Source organism: Gordonia spumicola (assembly GCF_009932475.1).
GTDB lineage: Bacteria > Actinomycetota > Actinomycetes > Mycobacteriales > Mycobacteriaceae > Gordonia > Gordonia spumicola.
Window position 1 is genome coordinate 398,010 of sequence record NZ_BJOV01000003.1, and the last position, 16,765, is coordinate 414,774.

At 66.8% G+C, this 16,765-nt stretch carries 18 protein-coding genes; 12 read left to right on the top strand and 6 right to left on the bottom strand.

Features of this window, described 5'->3' with window-relative positions; translation table 11 throughout:
- Positions 1–20: 20 nt before the first annotated feature.
- From GYB83_RS07945 to phoU, 7 genes are all read left to right on the top strand, one after another.
- Entirely contained in the window at positions 21–839 is an 819-nt protein-coding gene (locus tag GYB83_RS07945; protein WP_161894978.1) for a hypothetical protein, read from the top strand.
- 152 nt (positions 840–991) lie between these two features.
- Positions 992–1,405, top strand: coding sequence for a TA system antitoxin ParD family protein (locus GYB83_RS07950; protein WP_161894979.1), 414 nt, complete (start codon positions 992–994; stop codon positions 1,403–1,405).
- On the top strand, positions 1,402–2,004 hold the full coding sequence (locus GYB83_RS07955) for an ATPase (RefSeq protein ID WP_161894980.1): 603 nt from the start codon (positions 1,402–1,404) through the stop codon (positions 2,002–2,004). The genes GYB83_RS07950 and GYB83_RS07955 overlap by 4 nt, the downstream gene beginning before the upstream one ends.
- 172 nt (positions 2,005–2,176) lie before the next feature.
- Complete coding sequence (locus GYB83_RS07960) at positions 2,177–3,169, top strand: acyl-ACP desaturase (RefSeq protein WP_161894981.1); 993 nt, start codon at positions 2,177–2,179, stop codon at positions 3,167–3,169.
- 56 nt (positions 3,170–3,225) lie between these two features.
- Positions 3,226–4,359, top strand: a complete 1,134-nt coding sequence (dusB, locus tag GYB83_RS07965) for a tRNA dihydrouridine synthase DusB (protein ID WP_161894982.1) — start codon at positions 3,226–3,228, stop codon at positions 4,357–4,359.
- A gap of 82 nt (positions 4,360–4,441) precedes the next feature.
- Positions 4,442–6,667: an LCP family protein gene (locus tag GYB83_RS07970; protein ID WP_161894983.1), complete on the top strand. Its 2,226-nt coding sequence runs from the start codon at positions 4,442–4,444 to the stop codon at positions 6,665–6,667.
- 68 nt (positions 6,668–6,735) lie between these two features.
- Positions 6,736–7,398, top strand: a complete 663-nt coding sequence (gene phoU, locus GYB83_RS07975; protein ID WP_161894984.1) for a phosphate signaling complex protein PhoU — start codon at positions 6,736–6,738, stop codon at positions 7,396–7,398.
- 384 nt (positions 7,399–7,782) lie between these two features.
- On the opposite strand, the gene pstB is transcribed toward phoU, so the two are convergent.
- The 6 genes from pstB to GYB83_RS08005 all read right to left on the bottom strand — a co-directional run bounded on the left by pstB (position 7,783) and on the right by GYB83_RS08005 (position 13,369).
- A complete protein-coding gene (gene pstB / locus GYB83_RS07980; RefSeq protein WP_008378701.1) occupies positions 7,783–8,559 on the bottom strand; it encodes a phosphate ABC transporter ATP-binding protein PstB in 777 nt (258 codons plus the stop codon).
- A 3-nt stretch (positions 8,560–8,562) separates the two neighbouring features.
- Positions 8,563–9,417: a phosphate ABC transporter permease PstA gene (gene pstA, locus GYB83_RS07985; RefSeq protein ID WP_161894985.1), complete on the bottom strand. Its 855-nt coding sequence runs from the start codon at positions 9,415–9,417 to the stop codon at positions 8,563–8,565.
- Between the two features lies 1 nt (position 9,418).
- A complete protein-coding gene (gene pstC, locus GYB83_RS07990; protein WP_186349740.1) occupies positions 9,419–10,468 on the bottom strand; it encodes a phosphate ABC transporter permease subunit PstC in 1,050 nt (349 codons plus the stop codon).
- A gap of 2 nt (positions 10,469–10,470) precedes the next feature.
- Entirely contained in the window at positions 10,471–11,541 is a 1,071-nt protein-coding gene (pstS, locus tag GYB83_RS07995) for a phosphate ABC transporter substrate-binding protein PstS (RefSeq protein WP_161894986.1), read from the bottom strand.
- Positions 11,542–11,695: 154 nt separating this feature from the next.
- Complete coding sequence (gene mshD / locus GYB83_RS08000) at positions 11,696–12,571, bottom strand: mycothiol synthase (protein ID WP_161894987.1); 876 nt, start codon at positions 12,569–12,571, stop codon at positions 11,696–11,698.
- Between the two features lie 93 nt (positions 12,572–12,664).
- Complete coding sequence (locus GYB83_RS08005; RefSeq protein ID WP_161894988.1) at positions 12,665–13,369, bottom strand: winged helix-turn-helix transcriptional regulator; 705 nt, start codon at positions 13,367–13,369, stop codon at positions 12,665–12,667.
- 89 nt (positions 13,370–13,458) lie between these two features.
- Between GYB83_RS08005 and GYB83_RS08010 the strand changes: the two genes are divergently transcribed.
- The 5 genes from GYB83_RS08010 to GYB83_RS08025 all read left to right on the top strand — a co-directional run bounded on the left by GYB83_RS08010 (position 13,459) and on the right by GYB83_RS08025 (position 16,687).
- Positions 13,459–14,355: an LmeA family phospholipid-binding protein gene (locus GYB83_RS08010; RefSeq protein WP_161894989.1), complete on the top strand. Its 897-nt coding sequence runs from the start codon at positions 13,459–13,461 to the stop codon at positions 14,353–14,355.
- 24 nt (positions 14,356–14,379) lie between these two features.
- Positions 14,380–14,460: a putative leader peptide gene (locus GYB83_RS24080; RefSeq protein WP_371865047.1), complete on the top strand. Its 81-nt coding sequence runs from the start codon at positions 14,380–14,382 to the stop codon at positions 14,458–14,460.
- Positions 14,461–14,582: 122 nt separating this feature from the next.
- Positions 14,583–15,410 (top strand): sulfurtransferase, encoded by an 828-nt coding sequence (locus GYB83_RS08015; protein ID WP_161894990.1) that lies wholly within the window; start codon positions 14,583–14,585, stop codon positions 15,408–15,410.
- A gap of 43 nt (positions 15,411–15,453) precedes the next feature.
- On the top strand, positions 15,454–15,759 hold the full coding sequence (locus tag GYB83_RS08020) for a DUF1416 domain-containing protein (RefSeq protein ID WP_008378688.1): 306 nt from the start codon (positions 15,454–15,456) through the stop codon (positions 15,757–15,759).
- A gap of 310 nt (positions 15,760–16,069) precedes the next feature.
- Positions 16,070–16,687, top strand: a complete 618-nt coding sequence (locus GYB83_RS08025) for a heme-binding beta-barrel domain-containing protein (RefSeq protein ID WP_161894991.1) — start codon at positions 16,070–16,072, stop codon at positions 16,685–16,687.
- Positions 16,688–16,765: the final 78 nt, after the last annotated feature.

Below are 16,765 nucleotides of genomic sequence, written 5' to 3' on the forward strand. Positions count from 1 at the left end.
ACAGCGGATCGACGCCCAGCATGACCGACGGCCAGGCGTGCACGATCGCGGCAGGGGCCGCCAGCAGCGTGTCGTCCGCATCGCTTCCCTACATCTACAAGTCGACGGCGACCACACCCACAGTCACGACCCACACCGAGCAGATCGCCCTGCTCGCCGACACGGGATTGCAGGGCGATCTGAAGAAGCAGGCAACGACGCTCGACGACCTCGCCCAGCAGATCGACGCCTCCGTGAAGGCGAAGGACGACGCGAAGACCGCGACCTTGATCAATCAAGCGAAGGTCCCATTCGATGCGCTGATCGCCGCGTGCACGAACGTCGACGGGTGGACGACCAAAGACTCCGTCGCCCAACTTCGCGCGACCCTGGACACCACGCCGTCGGATCCCGGGGCCATCCCTTCGTCGCCGACCACCAGCTCGGCAGCACCGAAGCGCACGGGCCCGACCGTCGCGGCACCGCCGGCAGACAGCACTCAACAGGTCTTGGTGATCGACGGCGAAGCCGTTCCCGCCTTCGCCACCAGCACCGCCGACTGCGACCGCTACCCCGACTCGATCCGCATCAAGGTCAAAACAGGATCGGACAGCGCACACTTCGTGGTGAAGAACGACAAGGTCGACATCATCACTCTGCCGCCGACAAGCACCGTGAAGGAGGTCACTGCCGGGCGAGGCGACGGGACCGCCACATTCCGAGTCGTCTCGACGTCCGACGACAACACCAAAGTCGTCTACCGTTTCGAGGGCTCCGGACGGAGCCATCTGAACGACGGCCACAGCACCCTCGGTTCGAGCACCTTCGTCGCGGTCGTCTCCTGCACCTACAAGCGCTGACACTCCTCACGCGAGCCTGATCCGACTCAGGACGCACCGCCCTGTGGACAACTCGTCGCCGCCGACGAGTTGTCCACAGATCGTGAATGCGCTGGTGACAGCCCTGCGACCACGGCGTAGCGTGGACGTTGCAACCTGCAACGGAGGCCACCATGACTGCAACGAGCCCGCGCCGCGCCTCGAAGAAGGACGCCGATCGCGCGACACGCTTCTCTGCGGAACTGTTCGAGGCGGCGCAGGCCGTCGGCGAGATCGAGAACCGCTCGGCCCGCCAGCAACTCGAACATTGGGCGTCGATCGGGCGTGCCCTGACGCAATACACGTCCGCGTCACGCAGCCGAGTAGAAGCCGCACTCGCCGGAAAGCTGGCCGTCGAAGCGCTCAACACCGAAGAAAGCATCGCCTTCGACGCTGAACTCGCGGCCGACATCGCGACGTCGATCACCCAGACAGATCTGGCCGCAGCCCACGCCTCGCGAGGCACCGCAGCGGTCTACATGGATGAAAACGGCGACCTCGTACAACAGTCTCCGGATGGGTCCACGACACCAGTCGGCGCACCGTGAGCCCACGCCTCGACCTTGTCGTCGGATGCAACGGCGCCGGCAAGTCGACGTTGATCGCCACCCAGTTACAGCCCCGCCTCCCCGGCTCGCCGTTCGTGAACGCCGACGTCATCGCCAAGGAACGGTGGCCCGACGATCCACAGGGCAAATCGTACGAAGCTGCGGCGATCGCCGACGAGCAGCGAAACGACCTCATCGACGAGGGACGATCACTTATCGCCGAGACCGTGTTCTCCCACCCGTCCAAGCTGGAGCTGATCACCCGAGCCCAGGCCAACGGATACCGCGTGATCATCCACGCGGTGATGATCCCCGAGGACCTGACTGTCATGCGCGTAGCGACGCGGGTAGCCGACGGCGGCCACTCCGTTCCCGAGCAAAAGATCCGTGAGCGGTATCGCCGCCTGTGGCCGCTCGTCGCCGAGGCGATTCGACGTGCCGACGCAGCCTACATCTACGACAACTCCGGCCGGACGATGCGCATCGCGGCGACCGTCATGGGCGGACTGCCGACTCCGCCGACAGCCTTTCCCGCCTGGACCCCCGAGCCGTTGCGCTCACTGACGAACGACCCGACTCCCGAACCTACGCAACCGTAACCACAACCTACTCATGCGTAACATAACCTCGTCGTCGAACGATGAATCCCGTGACAGATCGACTTGGGACTGTTACGCGAGTGACGTAGCCTGAAGGGATACGCGCACGTCGACGCTCCCGCGGCGGCACTGCCGCCCGACCGATGCCCCGAACCCGACCGGAGGAATACCGATGGCACGCGAACTGACTCAGCTCGAGTTGCTCCAGGAGTTGGAGCCGATCGCCGAGAACAACGTCAACCGACATCTCAAGACGGCGCGCGACTGGAACCCGCACGACTACGTCCCGTGGGACGAGGGCCGCAACTTCGCGGAGCTCGGCGGCAAGGACTACGAGCCCGAGGACTCCAAGCTCGACGACGTCGCCAAGGCCGCGATGATCACGAACCTCCTGACCGAGGACAACCTGCCGTCGTACCACCGGGTGATCGCCGACAACTTCTCGATGGACTCCGCGTGGGGCCACTGGGTGGGACGCTGGACCGCCGAGGAGAACCGGCACGGCATCGCGATGCGCGACTACCTCGTCGTCACGCGCGGCGTCGACCCCAACGAGCTCGAGCAGGCTCGCATGATCCACATGACCAACGGCTACGACCCGATGCTCGCCGCCGCCGACCGTGCCGAGGAGATGCAGGCCAACGGCGAAGAGGTCGGCCTGCTGCACTCGGTCGCGTACGTGACGTTCCAGGAGCTCGCGACCCGCGTCAGCCACCGCAACACCGGCAAGGCCTGCAACGATCCGATCGCCGACAAGATGCTTCAGCGCATAGCGGCCGACGAGAACCTGCACATGATCTTCTACCGCAACATCTGCGGGGCAGGCATGGACATCTCGCCCGATCAGACGCTGCGCGCCGTGACCGACATCGTCACCAACTTCCAGATGCCGGGTGCGGGCATGCCGAACTTCCGACGTCACGGCGTCCTCATGGCGAAGCACGGCATCTACGACCTCCGCCAGCACCTCGAAGAGGTGATCCAGCCGGTCCTGCGCAAGTGGAACGTCTTCGAGCGCACCGACTTCGGCCCCGAGGGCGAGAAGACCCGCGAGACGCTCGCCGCGTTCCTCGATCAGCTCGACAAGGACGCGACCCGCTTCGAGGAGATGCGCGACCGCGCCCTGGCCCGTGAGGCCCGCAAGCGGGAGCAGCAGGCATCCTGAGCACCGCAGCTTCGACCATCGAATCCCGACCGGACTTCCTGACCGGTCGGGATCCGTTGCGTATCGGCCCCATCGAACTCGCCAGCCCCGTCGTCCTCGCGCCGATGGCGGGCGTCACCAATGTCGCGTTCCGCGTCCTGTGCCGCGAACTCGAGGCGCAGCGCACCGGCACCGTCTCCGGGCTGTACGTCTGTGAGATGGTGACCGCCCGCGCGCTCGTGGAACGTCACCCCGTGACGATGCACATGACGACGTTCGACCCGACCGAGACACCGCGGTCCATGCAGCTGTACACGGTCGACCCGGAGTACACCTACAAGGCAGCGAAGATGATCGTCGACGAGAACCTCGCCGACCACATCGACATGAACTTCGGCTGCCCCGTGCCCAAGGTCACCAAGCGCGGCGGCGGGTCGGCGATCCCCTACAAGCGTCGACTGTTCCGCAACATCGTCGCCGCGGCCGTCCGCGCGACGGAGGGCACCGACATCCCGGTGACCGTCAAGTTCCGCATCGGCATCGACGACGAGCACCACACCCACCTCGACGCCGGCCGCATCGCCGCGGAAGAGGGCGCCAAAGCCGTCGCTCTGCACGCGCGCACCGCGTCGCAGCGCTACTCGGGAACCGCCGCATGGGACGAGATCGCGCGGCTCAAGGACCACGTGACGACGGTGCCCGTGCTCGGCAACGGAGACATCTTCGAGGCCGACGACGCCGTCGCCATGATGGCGAAGACCGGCTGCGACGGAGTCGTCATCGGCCGTGGCTGCCTCGGACGGCCGTGGCTGTTCGCCGAACTGTCGGCCCGGCTCCGCGGCGTCGAGGCCCCCACGCCGCCGAATCTCGGAGAAGTGGGACAGATCATGTTCCGGCACGGATCGCTGCTCGCGGCACACCACGGCGAGGACAAGGGCATGCGCGAGATGCGCAAGCACATCGCCTGGTATCTGCGAGGATTCCCGGCGGGCTCGGACTTGCGTTCGCAGCTGTCGCTCGTGAAATCCCTCGACGACCTGCAACGACTCATCGACACCCTGCCGGGTGACGCGCCTTTCCCGGACGACGCGCACGGTCCGCGAGGACGTCAGGGCTCGCCGGCATCGGTGGCACTCCCCGAGGGATGGCTCGACGATCCGGAAGAAGACATCGTCCCCGAAGGCGCCGAGATCATGCACTCGGGAGGCTGACGAGCAATTCTGAGCTGGACGATCATCGAACTTTCAGGTCCGGCCACTATCATGTCCGAAGCCCCTGACCAGTGAGGTTCCTGTGAGTTCAGATCGCCCCGGCGCCGATACGCCAGACGACCAGCCGTCGTCGCCTCGGCGGTCCCGCCGTGCCGGTCGATCGTCCGACTCCTACGACTTCCGCGACCGCTTCGGCGACACCGGTCACACGCCGCGCGTGTCCGGCCTGCGCGAACCGACCGGGCGCGAACAGTACGTCCGCCCCCGTGGTCGACTCACCGTCCGCCAGCTCATGGACCAGATGGGCGCCGACGAGGCCGCCAAGAACCTTCCCGAGCCGCCGACCGAGCCACCGGCCTCCGGTCGACGCCGCGCCGTCCCCCAGACCCCGCCCGCACCGCGCCGTTCGCAGCGGGCCACACCTGCGCCCGCCCCGCGACCGCGGCCGTCCTCGGCTCCGAATCCGCAGCCTCCCTCACCGCAGCCTCCCTCGGCTCCGAAACCGGAGGCCACCCAGGCGATCCCGCCGATCGCCGGCCTCGAATTCGACCATGTCGACCTGTCCGAGAAGGCCACCGAGGCCCGCCTGGCCGACGAGTCCCGCGCGCAGCGAAGCGAACCCGTCCGGCCCGAACGCGCCCGCCCGGAGACCATCGCACCCGAACCGGAGGTCACCGAGTCCGTCACCGACGTGGTCTCCACCTCGTCGACGCCGCGGCGACGTCCCCTCGAACCGACGCCCGACCTCACCGAGGTCATCGAACGCGTCCGACCCCGCAAGGCTCCGCTGACCAAGAAGGCCCGCGCCCGCAAGGTCGCGACCGGCACCGGTCGCACTCTCGTCGCCCTCGCCTGCATCCTCTCGCTCGTCGGCACCGGCTACGTCTGGAACCTGCAGCGGGCCTGGAACGGCGAGTGGAACGTCATCAACGCGATCGACCCGAACAACAAGGACGTCCGCAACAAGGACGCCCAGTACGGCGACGAGACGTACCTGATCGTCGGCACGGACACGCGCAGCGGTCAGAACGCGAAGGTCGGCGCCGGTGAGGCCGACACCGTCGAAGGCGCCCGCGCCGACACGATCCTGCTCGTCAACATCCCCGCCGACCGCAGTCGTGTGGTCGCCGTGTCGTGGCCGCGCGACCTCGCCGTCGACCGCCCCGAATGCCAGAACTGGAACTCCGACACCAAGGAGTACAGCGGCACCCTCGAGGCGGCGAGCGGCGTCAAACTGAACGGCGTCTTCGCCGACGGCGGACCGTCGTGCATCGTCAAGACGTTGACGCAGATGAGCGGCCTGAACATCAACCACTTCATCGCGATGGACTTCGCGGGCTTCGAACACGTCGTCCGCGCCGTCGGCGGCGTGGAAGTCTGCTCCAAGGTTCCGCTCTTCGACGACGAGATCGGCTACATCGTCAAGACTCCGGGACGCAAGAAGCTCACCCCGAAGCAGGCGTTGAACTACGTCCGCGCCCGCCACATCGCCCTCGAGGGCAACGGCGACTACGGCCGCATCAAACGCCAGCAGCTGTTCATGTCGTCGCTGCTGCGGTCGGTCCTGTCCGGCGACGTGCTCGCCAATCCGAGCAAGCTCAACGGCATCGTCAAGACCTTCATCAAGTACAGCTACGTCGACGGCGTGGACACGAACTCGCTGATCGATCTCGCCGACTCGATGCAGGGCATGGACGCCGGCGCCGTCACGTTCCTGACGATCCCCACGTCGGGCACGACCACCGACGGCATGAACAACGAGATCCCGCGCATCGACGACATCGACGCGATCTTCGACGCCATCATCAACGACCAACCGCTCCCGGGCGAGAAGAAGGTCAAGCACTCCGGCGACGCGCCCGCGCCGACGTCGAAGGCTCCGGCGAGCAACGAGATGACCGCTCAGCATGCGGGCAACATCACCGCACGCGTCCTCAACGGCACCGGCCAGTCGGGCATGGCGTCGAACGTGATGGACGAGATGATCCGCCAGGGCATCGAGGTGTCGGGCATCGGCGACGCCTCCGAACAGCGGTCCGACACCGTCGTCCGCTACGGCGCCGGTGAGAAGAACTCGGCGGCGACGATCGCGAAACTGTTCCCCGGAGCCAAGATCCAGCTCGACAAGTCCGTGAAGTCGGGCGTCCAGGTGATCGTCGGATCCGACTTCGGCGGCGTCTCCAGCATGGGATCGGTGCCCGCCGCGGGGACGACGCTGACGGTCGAGCAGCTGCCGGAGAACGTCAACAGCAGCAACCTGCCGAACGACCTCGCCGTGACCAACGGCGGGGACACCACCTGCAGCTAGGCACTGTTCACGCCGACTTCACCCGGCTCGGCAGGCCCACGACCGGCACGAACAGTAGAATTCGCTGTATGCGTGACGCCTACCAGGAGCAGATGTCTGCCCTGAACACGGTCCTGGGCCAGATGGTCGAAGAAGTCGGCCGAGCCATGGAGATGTCCACCCGCTCCCTCCTCGAAGCCGACCTCGAACTCGCCGAGCGAGTGATCTCCGACCACGACGCGATCGCCGAGCAGTCGGTCGAAGCCGAAGACCTCGCCTTCAAACTGATGGCGCTGCAGGCGCCCGTCGCCGGCGATCTGCGGTCCATCGTGTCGGGATTCCAGCTGGTGTCGGAGATCGATCGCATGGGCGCGCTCGCCCTGCACGTGGCGAAGGTCGCGCGTCGTCGTCACCCCGCGAAGGTCCTCCCCGAAGAGGTGGCGGGCTACTTCGAGGAGATGGGCCGACTCGCCGTCGAACTCGCCCACAACGCGCACCGCGTCCTCGAATCGCAGGACTACCACGACGCCCTGTCCCTGATGGACGACGACGATGCGATGGACGACCTCCACCGTCACCTCTTCACTGTCATGATGGACCGCGAATGGGAGCACGGCGTCTCCGCAGCCGTCGACGTGACCCTTCTCGGCCGCTACTACGAGCGCTACGCCGATCACGCCGTCCTCATCGCCCGCCGCGTCGTCTTCCAGGCCACCGGCAAGACTCCCGAACAGCTGCTCGAAGCGTCGTAGTGTGCCGACCCACTAAATCCGTTGTATAAAGCACAACATCAGCATGCTGGTTGAGCCGGGCCGGAGCGATAGCGCAGGGCCGTGTCGAAACCTGGTGAGGTCGGCTCGAACTCGGCGACAGCGCTCAATGAAATCGCTGTTCACGCCTGTTTTACGGTGACGATTCGACAGTAGCCGGACTGCAGTTCCAGCGAATGTCGCCGGGTTTCGACGCGGTCCTGCGCTATCGCTCCGGCCCGGCTCAACCACCATGGGGCGCGAATACTTATTCAACGGATTACCGGTTCGGGACAGTCGCCCCAACGACGCAGGATTTTCGATCGCAGTCAAGAAACGACTCGGGCCCGGCACATTGTGCCGGGCCCGAGTACGTGAGCGGACTCGCTAGCCGAAGCGGCCGGAGATGTAGTCCTCGGTCTCTTTGCGGTCGGGGTTGGAGAACACCTTCTCCGTCGCACCGACCTCGACGAGCTCACCGGGCTTTCCGGCGCCGGACAGGTTGAAGAACGCCGTCTGGTCGCTCACGCGTGCCGCCTGCTGCATGTTGTGCGTGACGATGACGATCGTGTAGTCGTTCTTCAGCTCCGACACGAGGTCCTCGATGGCGAGCGTGGAGATCGGGTCGAGGGCCGAGCACGGCTCGTCCATGAGCAGCACCTGCGGGGAGACGGCGATCGCTCGCGCGATGCACAGTCGCTGCTGCTGGCCGCCGGAGAGGCCGCCGCCCGGCTTGTCGAGGCGGTCCTTCACCTCGTTCCACAGGTTGGCTCCGCGCAGGCTGGCCTCGGCCACCTCGTCGAGCTTCGCCTTGTCTCGGACGCCGCCGAGCTTGAGCCCCGCGACGACGTTGTCGCGGATCGACATGGTCGGGAACGGGTTGGCCCGCTGGAACACCATGCCGACGGTGGTGCGGACGCCGACCGGGTCGACGCCCTTGCCGTACAGGTCGAGGTCGTCGAGCTTCACCGAGCCGGTGGTGTACGCGCCGGGCGTCACCTCGTGCATGCGGTTGAGCGTGCGCAAGACCGTCGACTTGCCACAGCCGGACGGGCCGATGAACGCCGTCACCGACTTCGGCTTGATCTTCAGCGACACGTTCTGGACGGCGTGGAAGTCGCCGTAGTAGACGTTCAGGTCTTCGATGGTCAGGCTCTTCGCCATGGGTCAGCGTCCTGTCTTGGGGCCGGTGAATGCGGACAGCACACGAGCGAGGATGTAGACGATCGCCACCGCGATCACCAGGGTGAGCGCAGCTCCCCACACCGTCTCGTAGCCGCTCGGGCCCTTGTTGTAGTTCTGCAGCATCATCAGGGGCAGCGACTGCTGGTCCCCCGCGAACGGATTGACGTTCATCATTCGGGTGGCGCCCATCAGGATGAGGACGGGAGCCGATTCACCGATCACGCGGGCCACCGCCAGCATGACGCCGGTGATGATGCCCGACATCGCGGTCGGGAGCACCACGCGCAGGATCGTCTTCCACTTGGGGACGCCCAACGCGTACGCGGCCTCGCGGAGGTCCTGCGGCACGATCTTGAGCATCTCCTCGGTGGCGCGGACCACCAGCGGGACCATCAGCAGCACCAGCGCGAGCGCAACGATCAGACCCGAACGCGGGACGCCGAGCGTCGTGCGGAACACCGCGTACACGAACAGTGCGGCGACGATCGACGGGACGCCCGCGAGGACGTCCACCATGAACGTGGTGACACGGGAGAGCGCACTCTTGCGCGAGCTGTACTCCACCAGGTAGATCGCGACGAGAACACCGAGCGGCACCGCGACGACCGCGGCGAGCGCCGTCTGGATGAGCGTTCCGACGATCGCGTTGGCCGCGCCGCCGTACCGTTCGGACTGCGTCCACCAGTCCACGTCGAGGATCGGGCCGATGCCGCGCGCGACGAGCGTGTACACGAGCCAGCCGAGGGGAAGCACGGCCAGCGCGACCGAGAGGGTGACGGCGGCGCGGGCCGCCTGGTCGGTCACCTTGCGGCGAGCCGACATCGTCGTCAGTTCCATGTCACGCCTTCCTGGCGATCACCGCACGCGCAGCGGCGTTCACGATGAAGGTGAGGGCGAACAGCACGAGGCCCGCCGAGATGTACGCGCCGGTCTTCAACGGATTGTCGAACTCGGCGGCGTTGTTGGCGATGATCGTCGCGAACGTCTGACCGCTCTCCATCACGTTGAAGTCGATGGGGCCCGCCGTCGACATGATGAGCAGCAGCGCCATCGTCTCGCCGAGTGCGCGGCCGAGGCCGAGCATCGCACCCGAGATGTAGCCGGAGAACCCGAACGGCAGGACGGCGAACCGGACCACCTCCCACTGGCTGGCGCCGAGCGCGAGGGCGGCCTCACGATGACCGTGCGGGGTCTGCGCGAACACTTCCCGCGTGACGGCGGTGATGACCGGCAGGATCATGACCGCCAGGACGATGCCCGCGGTGAGCATCGTTCCACCGGTCGACATGTTGGCCGCGTTCTGCGGCTCGCGGAAGAACGGCAGGAAGCCGAGGTTGTCGACGAGCCAGCGGTTGGGTCCGACCATCGCCGGACCGAGCACGAGGATTCCCCACAGGCCGTAGACGATCGACGGGACCGCGGCCAGCAGGTCGACAGTGAACGCGATCGGACCCGCGATGCGCTTGGGCGCGTACTCGGTGATGAACAGGGATATGCCGAGCGCGATCGGCATGGCGATCGCCAGGGCGATCACGGCCACCATGACGGTGGCGTAGAACTGCTGCGGGATGCCGAACTTCAGGTCGTCGCCCGACACCACCCAGGCGCCGTCGAAGGTGAAGAAGTTCTCGGTGTTCTTGGCGAGGGCCGGGATCGCCTGAAGGAGCAGGAACAGGGCGATCAGGCCGATGACGATGGAGACGAGCAGGCCCGACCCGGTGGCGAGGGTCCGCATGACGCGGTCCCCGTTACGTGACACCGCCGAACCCGAGGGCGTGGCGGTGCCTTCACGCCCGGAAGGCGGGACCGGCTGCCCTCCGGCAACCAGTCCCGCCTCGGACGCTGTCTTCCCGTTCTTCACGGTGTCGACGGCGGCGGTGTCAGACATCGTCACAGCGCGTCGATCGTCCCACGCAGCGTCTGCTGGAAGGCGGTGGGCAGCGGCACGTAGCCCTCATCGGCGAGCTTGTCCTGACCCTTGTCCAGGATCGTGGTGAACGCGCTCTTCAGGTTCTCCGAGATCTTCGAGTCGGAGTAGCCGCCGGTGGAGCAGACGATCTCGTACGTGGTCAGGACCAGCGGGTACGCACCCGCCTCCTGCGTCTGGTAGAGCGCCTTGGTGTCGACGACCAGGTCCTTGGAGCCGGGCGTCTTGAACTTCGCGAGGTCGAGGGCCTTGCCCGCGGTCTCCGCGGTCAGCTCGGTCGCGCCCTTGCCGAAGTCGACCTTGGCGACGCCGAGGGAGTTCTCCTTGGCGAAGCCCCACTCGACGTAGGTGACCGCGCCCTCGGTCTTCTTCACGGTGTCGCCGACGCCGGTCGACTTGGCCGCACCCGAACCGCCCTTGCCCGCCCATTCCTTGCTGGGCTCGTACGGCCAGTCGGCGGGGACGTTGGCGTTCAGGAACTTGGTGAAGTTGTCGGTGGTGCCCGAGCTGTCGCTGCGGTGGACCGGGATGATCTTGGTGGCAGGCAGTGCCGCACCCGGGTTGAGTGCCTTGATGGCCGGGTCGTCCCACGAGGTGATCTTCGAGTCGAAGATCTTCGCGAGGGTCGACGCGTTCAGGGTGAGGTCCTTGACGCCGGGGACGTTGAACGCGACGGCGACGGGGCCCGCGACCAGCGGGATGTGCCATGCGTCCTTGCCGCCGCAGCGGGTCTTGGCCTGTGCGACCTCGTCGTCCTTGAGCGCCGAGTCGGAGCCGGCGAAGTCGACGTCGCCCGCGATGAACTTCTTGACGCCCGCACCCGAACCGGAGCCGGTGTAGTCGAGGTTGACACCGTCGTTGGAGGTCAGGACGTCGGCGAACGTGGTCATCGCCTTCTGCTGAGCGGTGGAGCCCTCACCTGTGATGGAGCCCGACGACGAGTCGGAGCCGCATGCGGTGAGAACGAGGGACGCCGCCACGACGGTGGCGGCAGCGGCACCGGCGCTGCGAACGAGCTTGGGGTTGACGCTCATGGGAGTCGATGGCCTTTCGATTTGCTTCGGGGTAACGAAGCGAAGCTATCGACGCTCGGTTAGGAATCGGCTACGCGATGGTGTCTCGATCGCGAACAGTCGGGACCAGGCGGCGAACATCAGGTGTCGTCGGGTCGAACTCCCCGGCCGCGAGTCAGTTCCTTCGATACGTGATGTCGGCGCGGTGCCGCCGGAAGCCCAACCTGTCGTAGGTGTGGAGCGCCGCGGTGTTGTCGCCCTCCACATACAGCTCCACCTCGTCGAGGCCTCGGGCCTCCAAGTAGTGCAGTCCGGCGAGGGTGAGCAGGCGTCCGAGACCCCGCCCCTGCGCCGAGGGATCGACGCCGACGATGTACACCTCGCCCAGACCCGGCTTGTCGACCTTGGTCCAGTGGAAGCCGAGGAGGCGGTCCGGATCGGCGGCGTCGAACGCCAGGAACACCCCGTCGGGGTCGAACCACGACGCCGACGTCCGTTCGACGATCTGCTCCCCCGTCCAGCCGCCCTGCTCCGGGTGCCAGTCGAAGGCCGCGTTGTTGACCCGCAGGATCTCCGCCTCGTCGCCCGCACGGAATGTGCGGACGACGAGATCGTCTCGCTGGGGAAGATCGGGCAAGGCGTGGTCGGTGCGCCGACGCAGTTGCAGCAGTTCCCGTTCGCGCCGGAATCCCAGGTGATCGGCGACGCGGGCCGCGGCAGGCAGATCGCCGTGCGCCCAGATCTGCGGGTCCCGACCGAGGTCCTCCGCGGCGTCCAGGAGCGCGGCGACCAGCGCGCGGCCCTCCCCCGCGCCGCGGCGGTCCGGGTGGACCACGGCCTCGGCCATCGGGGCCTCGCCGTCGCGCGGTGCGAGAACGTTGCCGTAGCCGCCCGGCGTCATCACGTGCACCGCGTCGCCGCGGACCGCGTGCCGGTGCTGCTCGCTGAGCGGCTCGAACCCGTCGACCCGCGCGGCCTCGGCGTTGGCCTCGAGCGCACGTGCAGCGTCGTCGTCGGTGAGAATGCCCTGCACGATCCGGATGTCCGTCATGCGTTCCGAGCGTAGTCGCCGACGACGTCTCGACTGCGCTCGACGAGCGGGAGGGCCGCTCGACGAGCAGGAAGCGCGCTCGACGAGCAGAGACTAGTCCGGCTCGCCGGAACCGGACTCGTCGGCGGGACGCGACGCCCCGGTCGGCTTGACCGCCTTGTATCCCACGTTGCGGACCGTGCCGATCAGCGATTCGTGGTCGGACCCGAGTTTCGCGCGCAGACGTCGGACGTGGACGTCGACGGTGCGGGTCCCGCCGAAGAAGTCGTAGCCCCAGACCTCCTGCAGCAGCTGGGCACGCGTGAAGACGCGGCCCGCGTTGTGCGCGAGGAACTTGAGGAGCTCGAACTCCTTGTAGGTGAGGTCGATCGGCTTGCCGCGCAGGCGGGCCGTGTAGGTGTTCTCGTCGATGACGAGTTCGCCGAGCGTCACCTTGTCGGACTGCTCCGGCTCGATCGGGGCGCCGCGCGCCGCGACCAAACGCAGCCGGGCGTCGAGTTCGGCGGGCCCGGTGCCCGGCAGGAGGAAGTCGTCGATCCCCCAGTCCGGGCTCACGGCGACGAGGCTTCCCTCGCCGACGACCGCGACGACCCGCGCGCCGGTCGAGTCGAGGAGCCGACACAGGCTTCGGGCGTTCGCGATCTCGGTGCGCGCGTCCACGAGCACAAGGTCGGATTCGGCGGCGTTCACCAACGACGACGTGTCCGACGGCGCGAGTCGCACATCGTGCGGCAGCAGGGTGAGCGAGGTGAGTACAGCGTCCGGGGACGCCTCTGACGTCAACAACAACAGGTCCACTAACCACTCCGTTCTCGTCGTGGCCTCTTGTGAACTGTCGATCGACGCTGGTCGCAGCTCGGTGAAGGTGTGATGACAGAATAGACCCGATGGCCTCCACTTCCCGAACCCACCTGCCTAGACGGGCGCTGCGGGTGTCGGCGTGGGCGGCGATCGTCATCGTGATCGCCCTGGTCACAGCCCTTGTCGTCGACGACGTCGCCGCATCACGGGCCGAGCACCGACTGGCGAGTGCACTGCAGCAATCGCCCGGTGTCGTCTACGAACCCGAGGTGACGATCAGTGGCTTCCCCTTCCTGACGAAGGCGGGTCGGGGACGGTTCTCGGCCGTTCTCGTCAGCGCCCGCGGCGTCGACGTCCCCGACTGCGCCCACTGCACGGCCACCGTCGACGCCCGACTCACCGAACCGGATCTCGGCGACGTGTGGAGCGTCGACGGGCAGACGTCGATCGGCGTCCGACATCTCACGACCGAGACGCGCATCGACTCGGTCAACCTCGGCCGACTCATGGGCATCACCGACCTGTACATCAACACTCCCGCCCCCGACGGCAAGGTCGGCGGCGGAGGACCCGGCGACGGCCTCCTCGAACGGACCGACGGAATCATGCTCAGCGGCACCGTCCCCCTACCGGGGTCGCCCGAACGCGACGGGCAGTATCCGCCGTCGGCCAGCGGATACCGATTCCCGAAGGTGAAGATCAGCGTCACCGCACGCACCTTCGTGGTGGACGGACGCGTCCACATCGAGGCCACCGGCTTCTACACCGGACCCGAGGAGCACTACTCCGCGGACGTTCCGAAAGAGTTTTACTCAGCCGTTCTGGGACGCTTCTCGACGGCCCTCCCGGCCCTCCCGTCCGCGTGGGGAATCGCCCCGAACAGGTCTCTGAGCAGGGGAAGCGACCTCGTCGCCGTCGGCGAGGCCGGACCGGGGACCGTCGTGGTCGCCGACTACGCGCCCGTCGTGTCCTCCGCTCGGTGAAAGTCGTGTTGTAGGGTCGACCGCATGCAACACCGCTGTGAGCCGATGCTCACTCGTCGCCTGGCGATCGACCTGTGTCGAACCGCCAATTGTTGCTGTCTCTAGCCGTCTGCACGGCACTCCCCTTTCGCCGCGTCGGTGATCCCGACATTCCGGCATCTCTCCACCATTGACATGCGCCCGACCCTTGCGTCGGCCGCACACGTTTCCCTGTGAAAGGAACACACATGGCACGCTCCGATGTCTTGGTCAGCGCCGATTGGGCTGAGCAGAACCTCAACACCGACGGGATCGTCTTCGTCGAGGTCGACGAGGACACCTCGATCTACGACCTGAACCACATCCCGGGCGCCATCCGCCTGGACTGGAAGAAGGACCTGCAGGACGGCCTGCGTCGCGACTTCCTGAACGCCGAGCAGTTCGGCGCCCTGCTGTCCGAGCGCGGCGTCTCGAACGACGACACCGTCGTCCTGTACGGCGGCAACAACAACTGGTTCGCCGCCTACGCGTACTGGTACTTCAAGATCTACGGCCACAAGGACGTCCGCCTGCTCGACGGCGGCCGTAAGAAGTGGGAGCTCGACGGCCGTGAGCTGAGCACCGACACCGTCACCCGCGAGGCCACCACCTACACGGCGCAGGCCGCCGACACCTCGATCCGCGCGTTCCGCGACGAGGTCATCGACTCGATCGGTTCGAAGAACCTGGTGGACGTCCGCAGCCCCGACGAGTTCGCGGGCAAGATCCTGGCCCCCGCCCACCTCCCGCAGGAGCAGGCTCAGCAGCGCGGCCACGTCCCCGGCGCGATCAACATCCCGTGGTCGACCACCGCGAACGAAGACGGCACGTTCAAGTCGGACGACGACCTCACCGCGCTGTACGCGGAGAAGGGCTTCGACGACTCGAAGGAGACCATCGCCTACTGCCGCATCGGCGAGCGTTCGAGCCACACCTGGTTCGTCCTGCAGGAGATCCTGGGCAAGAAGAACGTCAAGAACTACGACGGCAGCTGGGTCGAGTACGGCTCGCTGGTCGGCGCCCCGATCGAGCTCTGATCCGCCCTTCCGGCGAGATTCTTTCTGAGAGGAACTTTTCATCATGTGTGGTGCACCCAAGCAGGGTCAGACCCTTCCCGCAGGCGTCGACGTCGAGAAGGAGACCGTCCTGACCGGTCAGGTCCTCGACGGTTCGGGCAATCCGGTCGCAGGCGCATTCGTGCGTCTCCTCGACGGCACGGGCGAGTTCACGGCCGAGGTCGTGGCCTCGGCCACCGGCGACTTCCGCTTCTTCGCCGCCCCCGGCAACTGGACGCTCCGCGCACTGAGCGCGCAGGGCAACGGTGACATCGCCGTCTCGCCGGAAGGCCCCGGAGTCCACAACCACGACGTGGTCGTCGCGAAGTAGACGACTCCACGTCTTCGCCGGAACCCCGGTCCGCCTCGCGCGGGCCGGGGTTTCGTCGTCTGCGCCTTCCGACTCGCTCCGCGAGTCCCGCCTCCCCCTGAGCAAGCTCGCGAGTCCCGCCCCTTGAGCGAGCTCGCGAGTCGAAAGGTGTGACATATCCGCCACTGCCTCCGGCGGGGTTATCTCCGTCGAAGCCGTCGGGGTAAAGTCGAGGCGTGGTCCTCTTCTTCGAAATCCTCCTGGGTCTGGCATCGCTCCTCATCGTCTGGTTCGCGCTCTACACCGTCTACCGACTGGTGAACGACGAGTCATGACCCGTTCGGGCAATGAAGCGATCTCCGACGCCGAAGAGCGTTCCAAGGAGACCGCAGGCCTCAACGTCCCCGCCGTCGGCGACCTTCCGCTGCCGACCGACACGGCGAACCTCCGTGAGGGCCCGGATCTGCATCCGGGGCTCCTCGCACTGCTGCCGATGGTCGGTGTCTGGGAAGGAACCGGCGAGGGCTTCAACCCGCTCACCGGCGACGACTACCAGTTCGGCCAGCAGATCATCGTCTCCCACGACGGCGGCAACTACCTCGTGTGGCAGTCGCGTTCGTGGATCATCGACGGCGAGGGCGCGTACGTGCGGCCGGACCTCCGCGAGTCCGGCTTCTGGCGGATCAGCGACGACGACGAGATCGAGCTCTGCCTGACGCACGCCGAGGGATCCATCGAGCTGTACTACGGCCGCCCGCTGAATCAGACGTCGTGGAACGTCACCACCGATGTGACGATCCGAACGGAGACCGGCGCGCACACCGGCGGCGCGAAGCGACTGTACGGGCTCGTCCCGGACGGCGATCTCGCGTACGTCGAGGAGCGCGTCGACACCGACGGCGACCTAACTCCCCGTCTGTCGGCGAAGCTCCGCCGAGTCATCGGCTGACCTCACACCTGTAGAACAACTTCGGCACTCGCGACCGCCCATAGCGCGGTCGCGAGTGCCGAAGTTGTCTCAGCCGTG

Coding starts and splice junctions, on each gene's coding strand:
- GYB83_RS07945 (WP_161894978.1), top strand. CDS start 21: ATGACCGACGGCCAGGCGTGCACGATCGCGGCAGGGGCCGCCAGCAGC.
- GYB83_RS07950 (WP_161894979.1), top strand. CDS start 992: ATGACTGCAACGAGCCCGCGCCGCGCCTCGAAGAAGGACGCCGATCGC.
- GYB83_RS07960 (WP_161894981.1), top strand. CDS start 2,177: ATGGCACGCGAACTGACTCAGCTCGAGTTGCTCCAGGAGTTGGAGCCG.
- phoU (WP_161894984.1), top strand. CDS start 6,736: ATGCGTGACGCCTACCAGGAGCAGATGTCTGCCCTGAACACGGTCCTG.
- pstB (WP_008378701.1), bottom strand. CDS start 8,559: ATGGCGAAGAGCCTGACCATCGAAGACCTGAACGTCTACTACGGCGAC.
- pstA (WP_161894985.1), bottom strand. CDS start 9,417: ATGGAACTGACGACGATGTCGGCTCGCCGCAAGGTGACCGACCAGGCG.
- pstC (WP_186349740.1), bottom strand. CDS start 10,468: ATGTCTGACACCGCCGCCGTCGACACCGTGAAGAACGGGAAGACAGCG.
- pstS (WP_161894986.1), bottom strand. CDS start 11,541: ATGAGCGTCAACCCCAAGCTCGTTCGCAGCGCCGGTGCCGCTGCCGCC.
- mshD (WP_161894987.1), bottom strand. CDS start 12,571: ATGACGGACATCCGGATCGTGCAGGGCATTCTCACCGACGACGACGCT.
- GYB83_RS08010 (WP_161894989.1), top strand. CDS start 13,459: ATGGCCTCCACTTCCCGAACCCACCTGCCTAGACGGGCGCTGCGGGTG.
- GYB83_RS24080 (WP_371865047.1), top strand. CDS start 14,380: ATGCAACACCGCTGTGAGCCGATGCTCACTCGTCGCCTGGCGATCGAC.
- GYB83_RS08015 (WP_161894990.1), top strand. CDS start 14,583: ATGGCACGCTCCGATGTCTTGGTCAGCGCCGATTGGGCTGAGCAGAAC.
- GYB83_RS08020 (WP_008378688.1), top strand. CDS start 15,454: ATGTGTGGTGCACCCAAGCAGGGTCAGACCCTTCCCGCAGGCGTCGAC.
- GYB83_RS08025 (WP_161894991.1), top strand. CDS start 16,070: ATGACCCGTTCGGGCAATGAAGCGATCTCCGACGCCGAAGAGCGTTCC.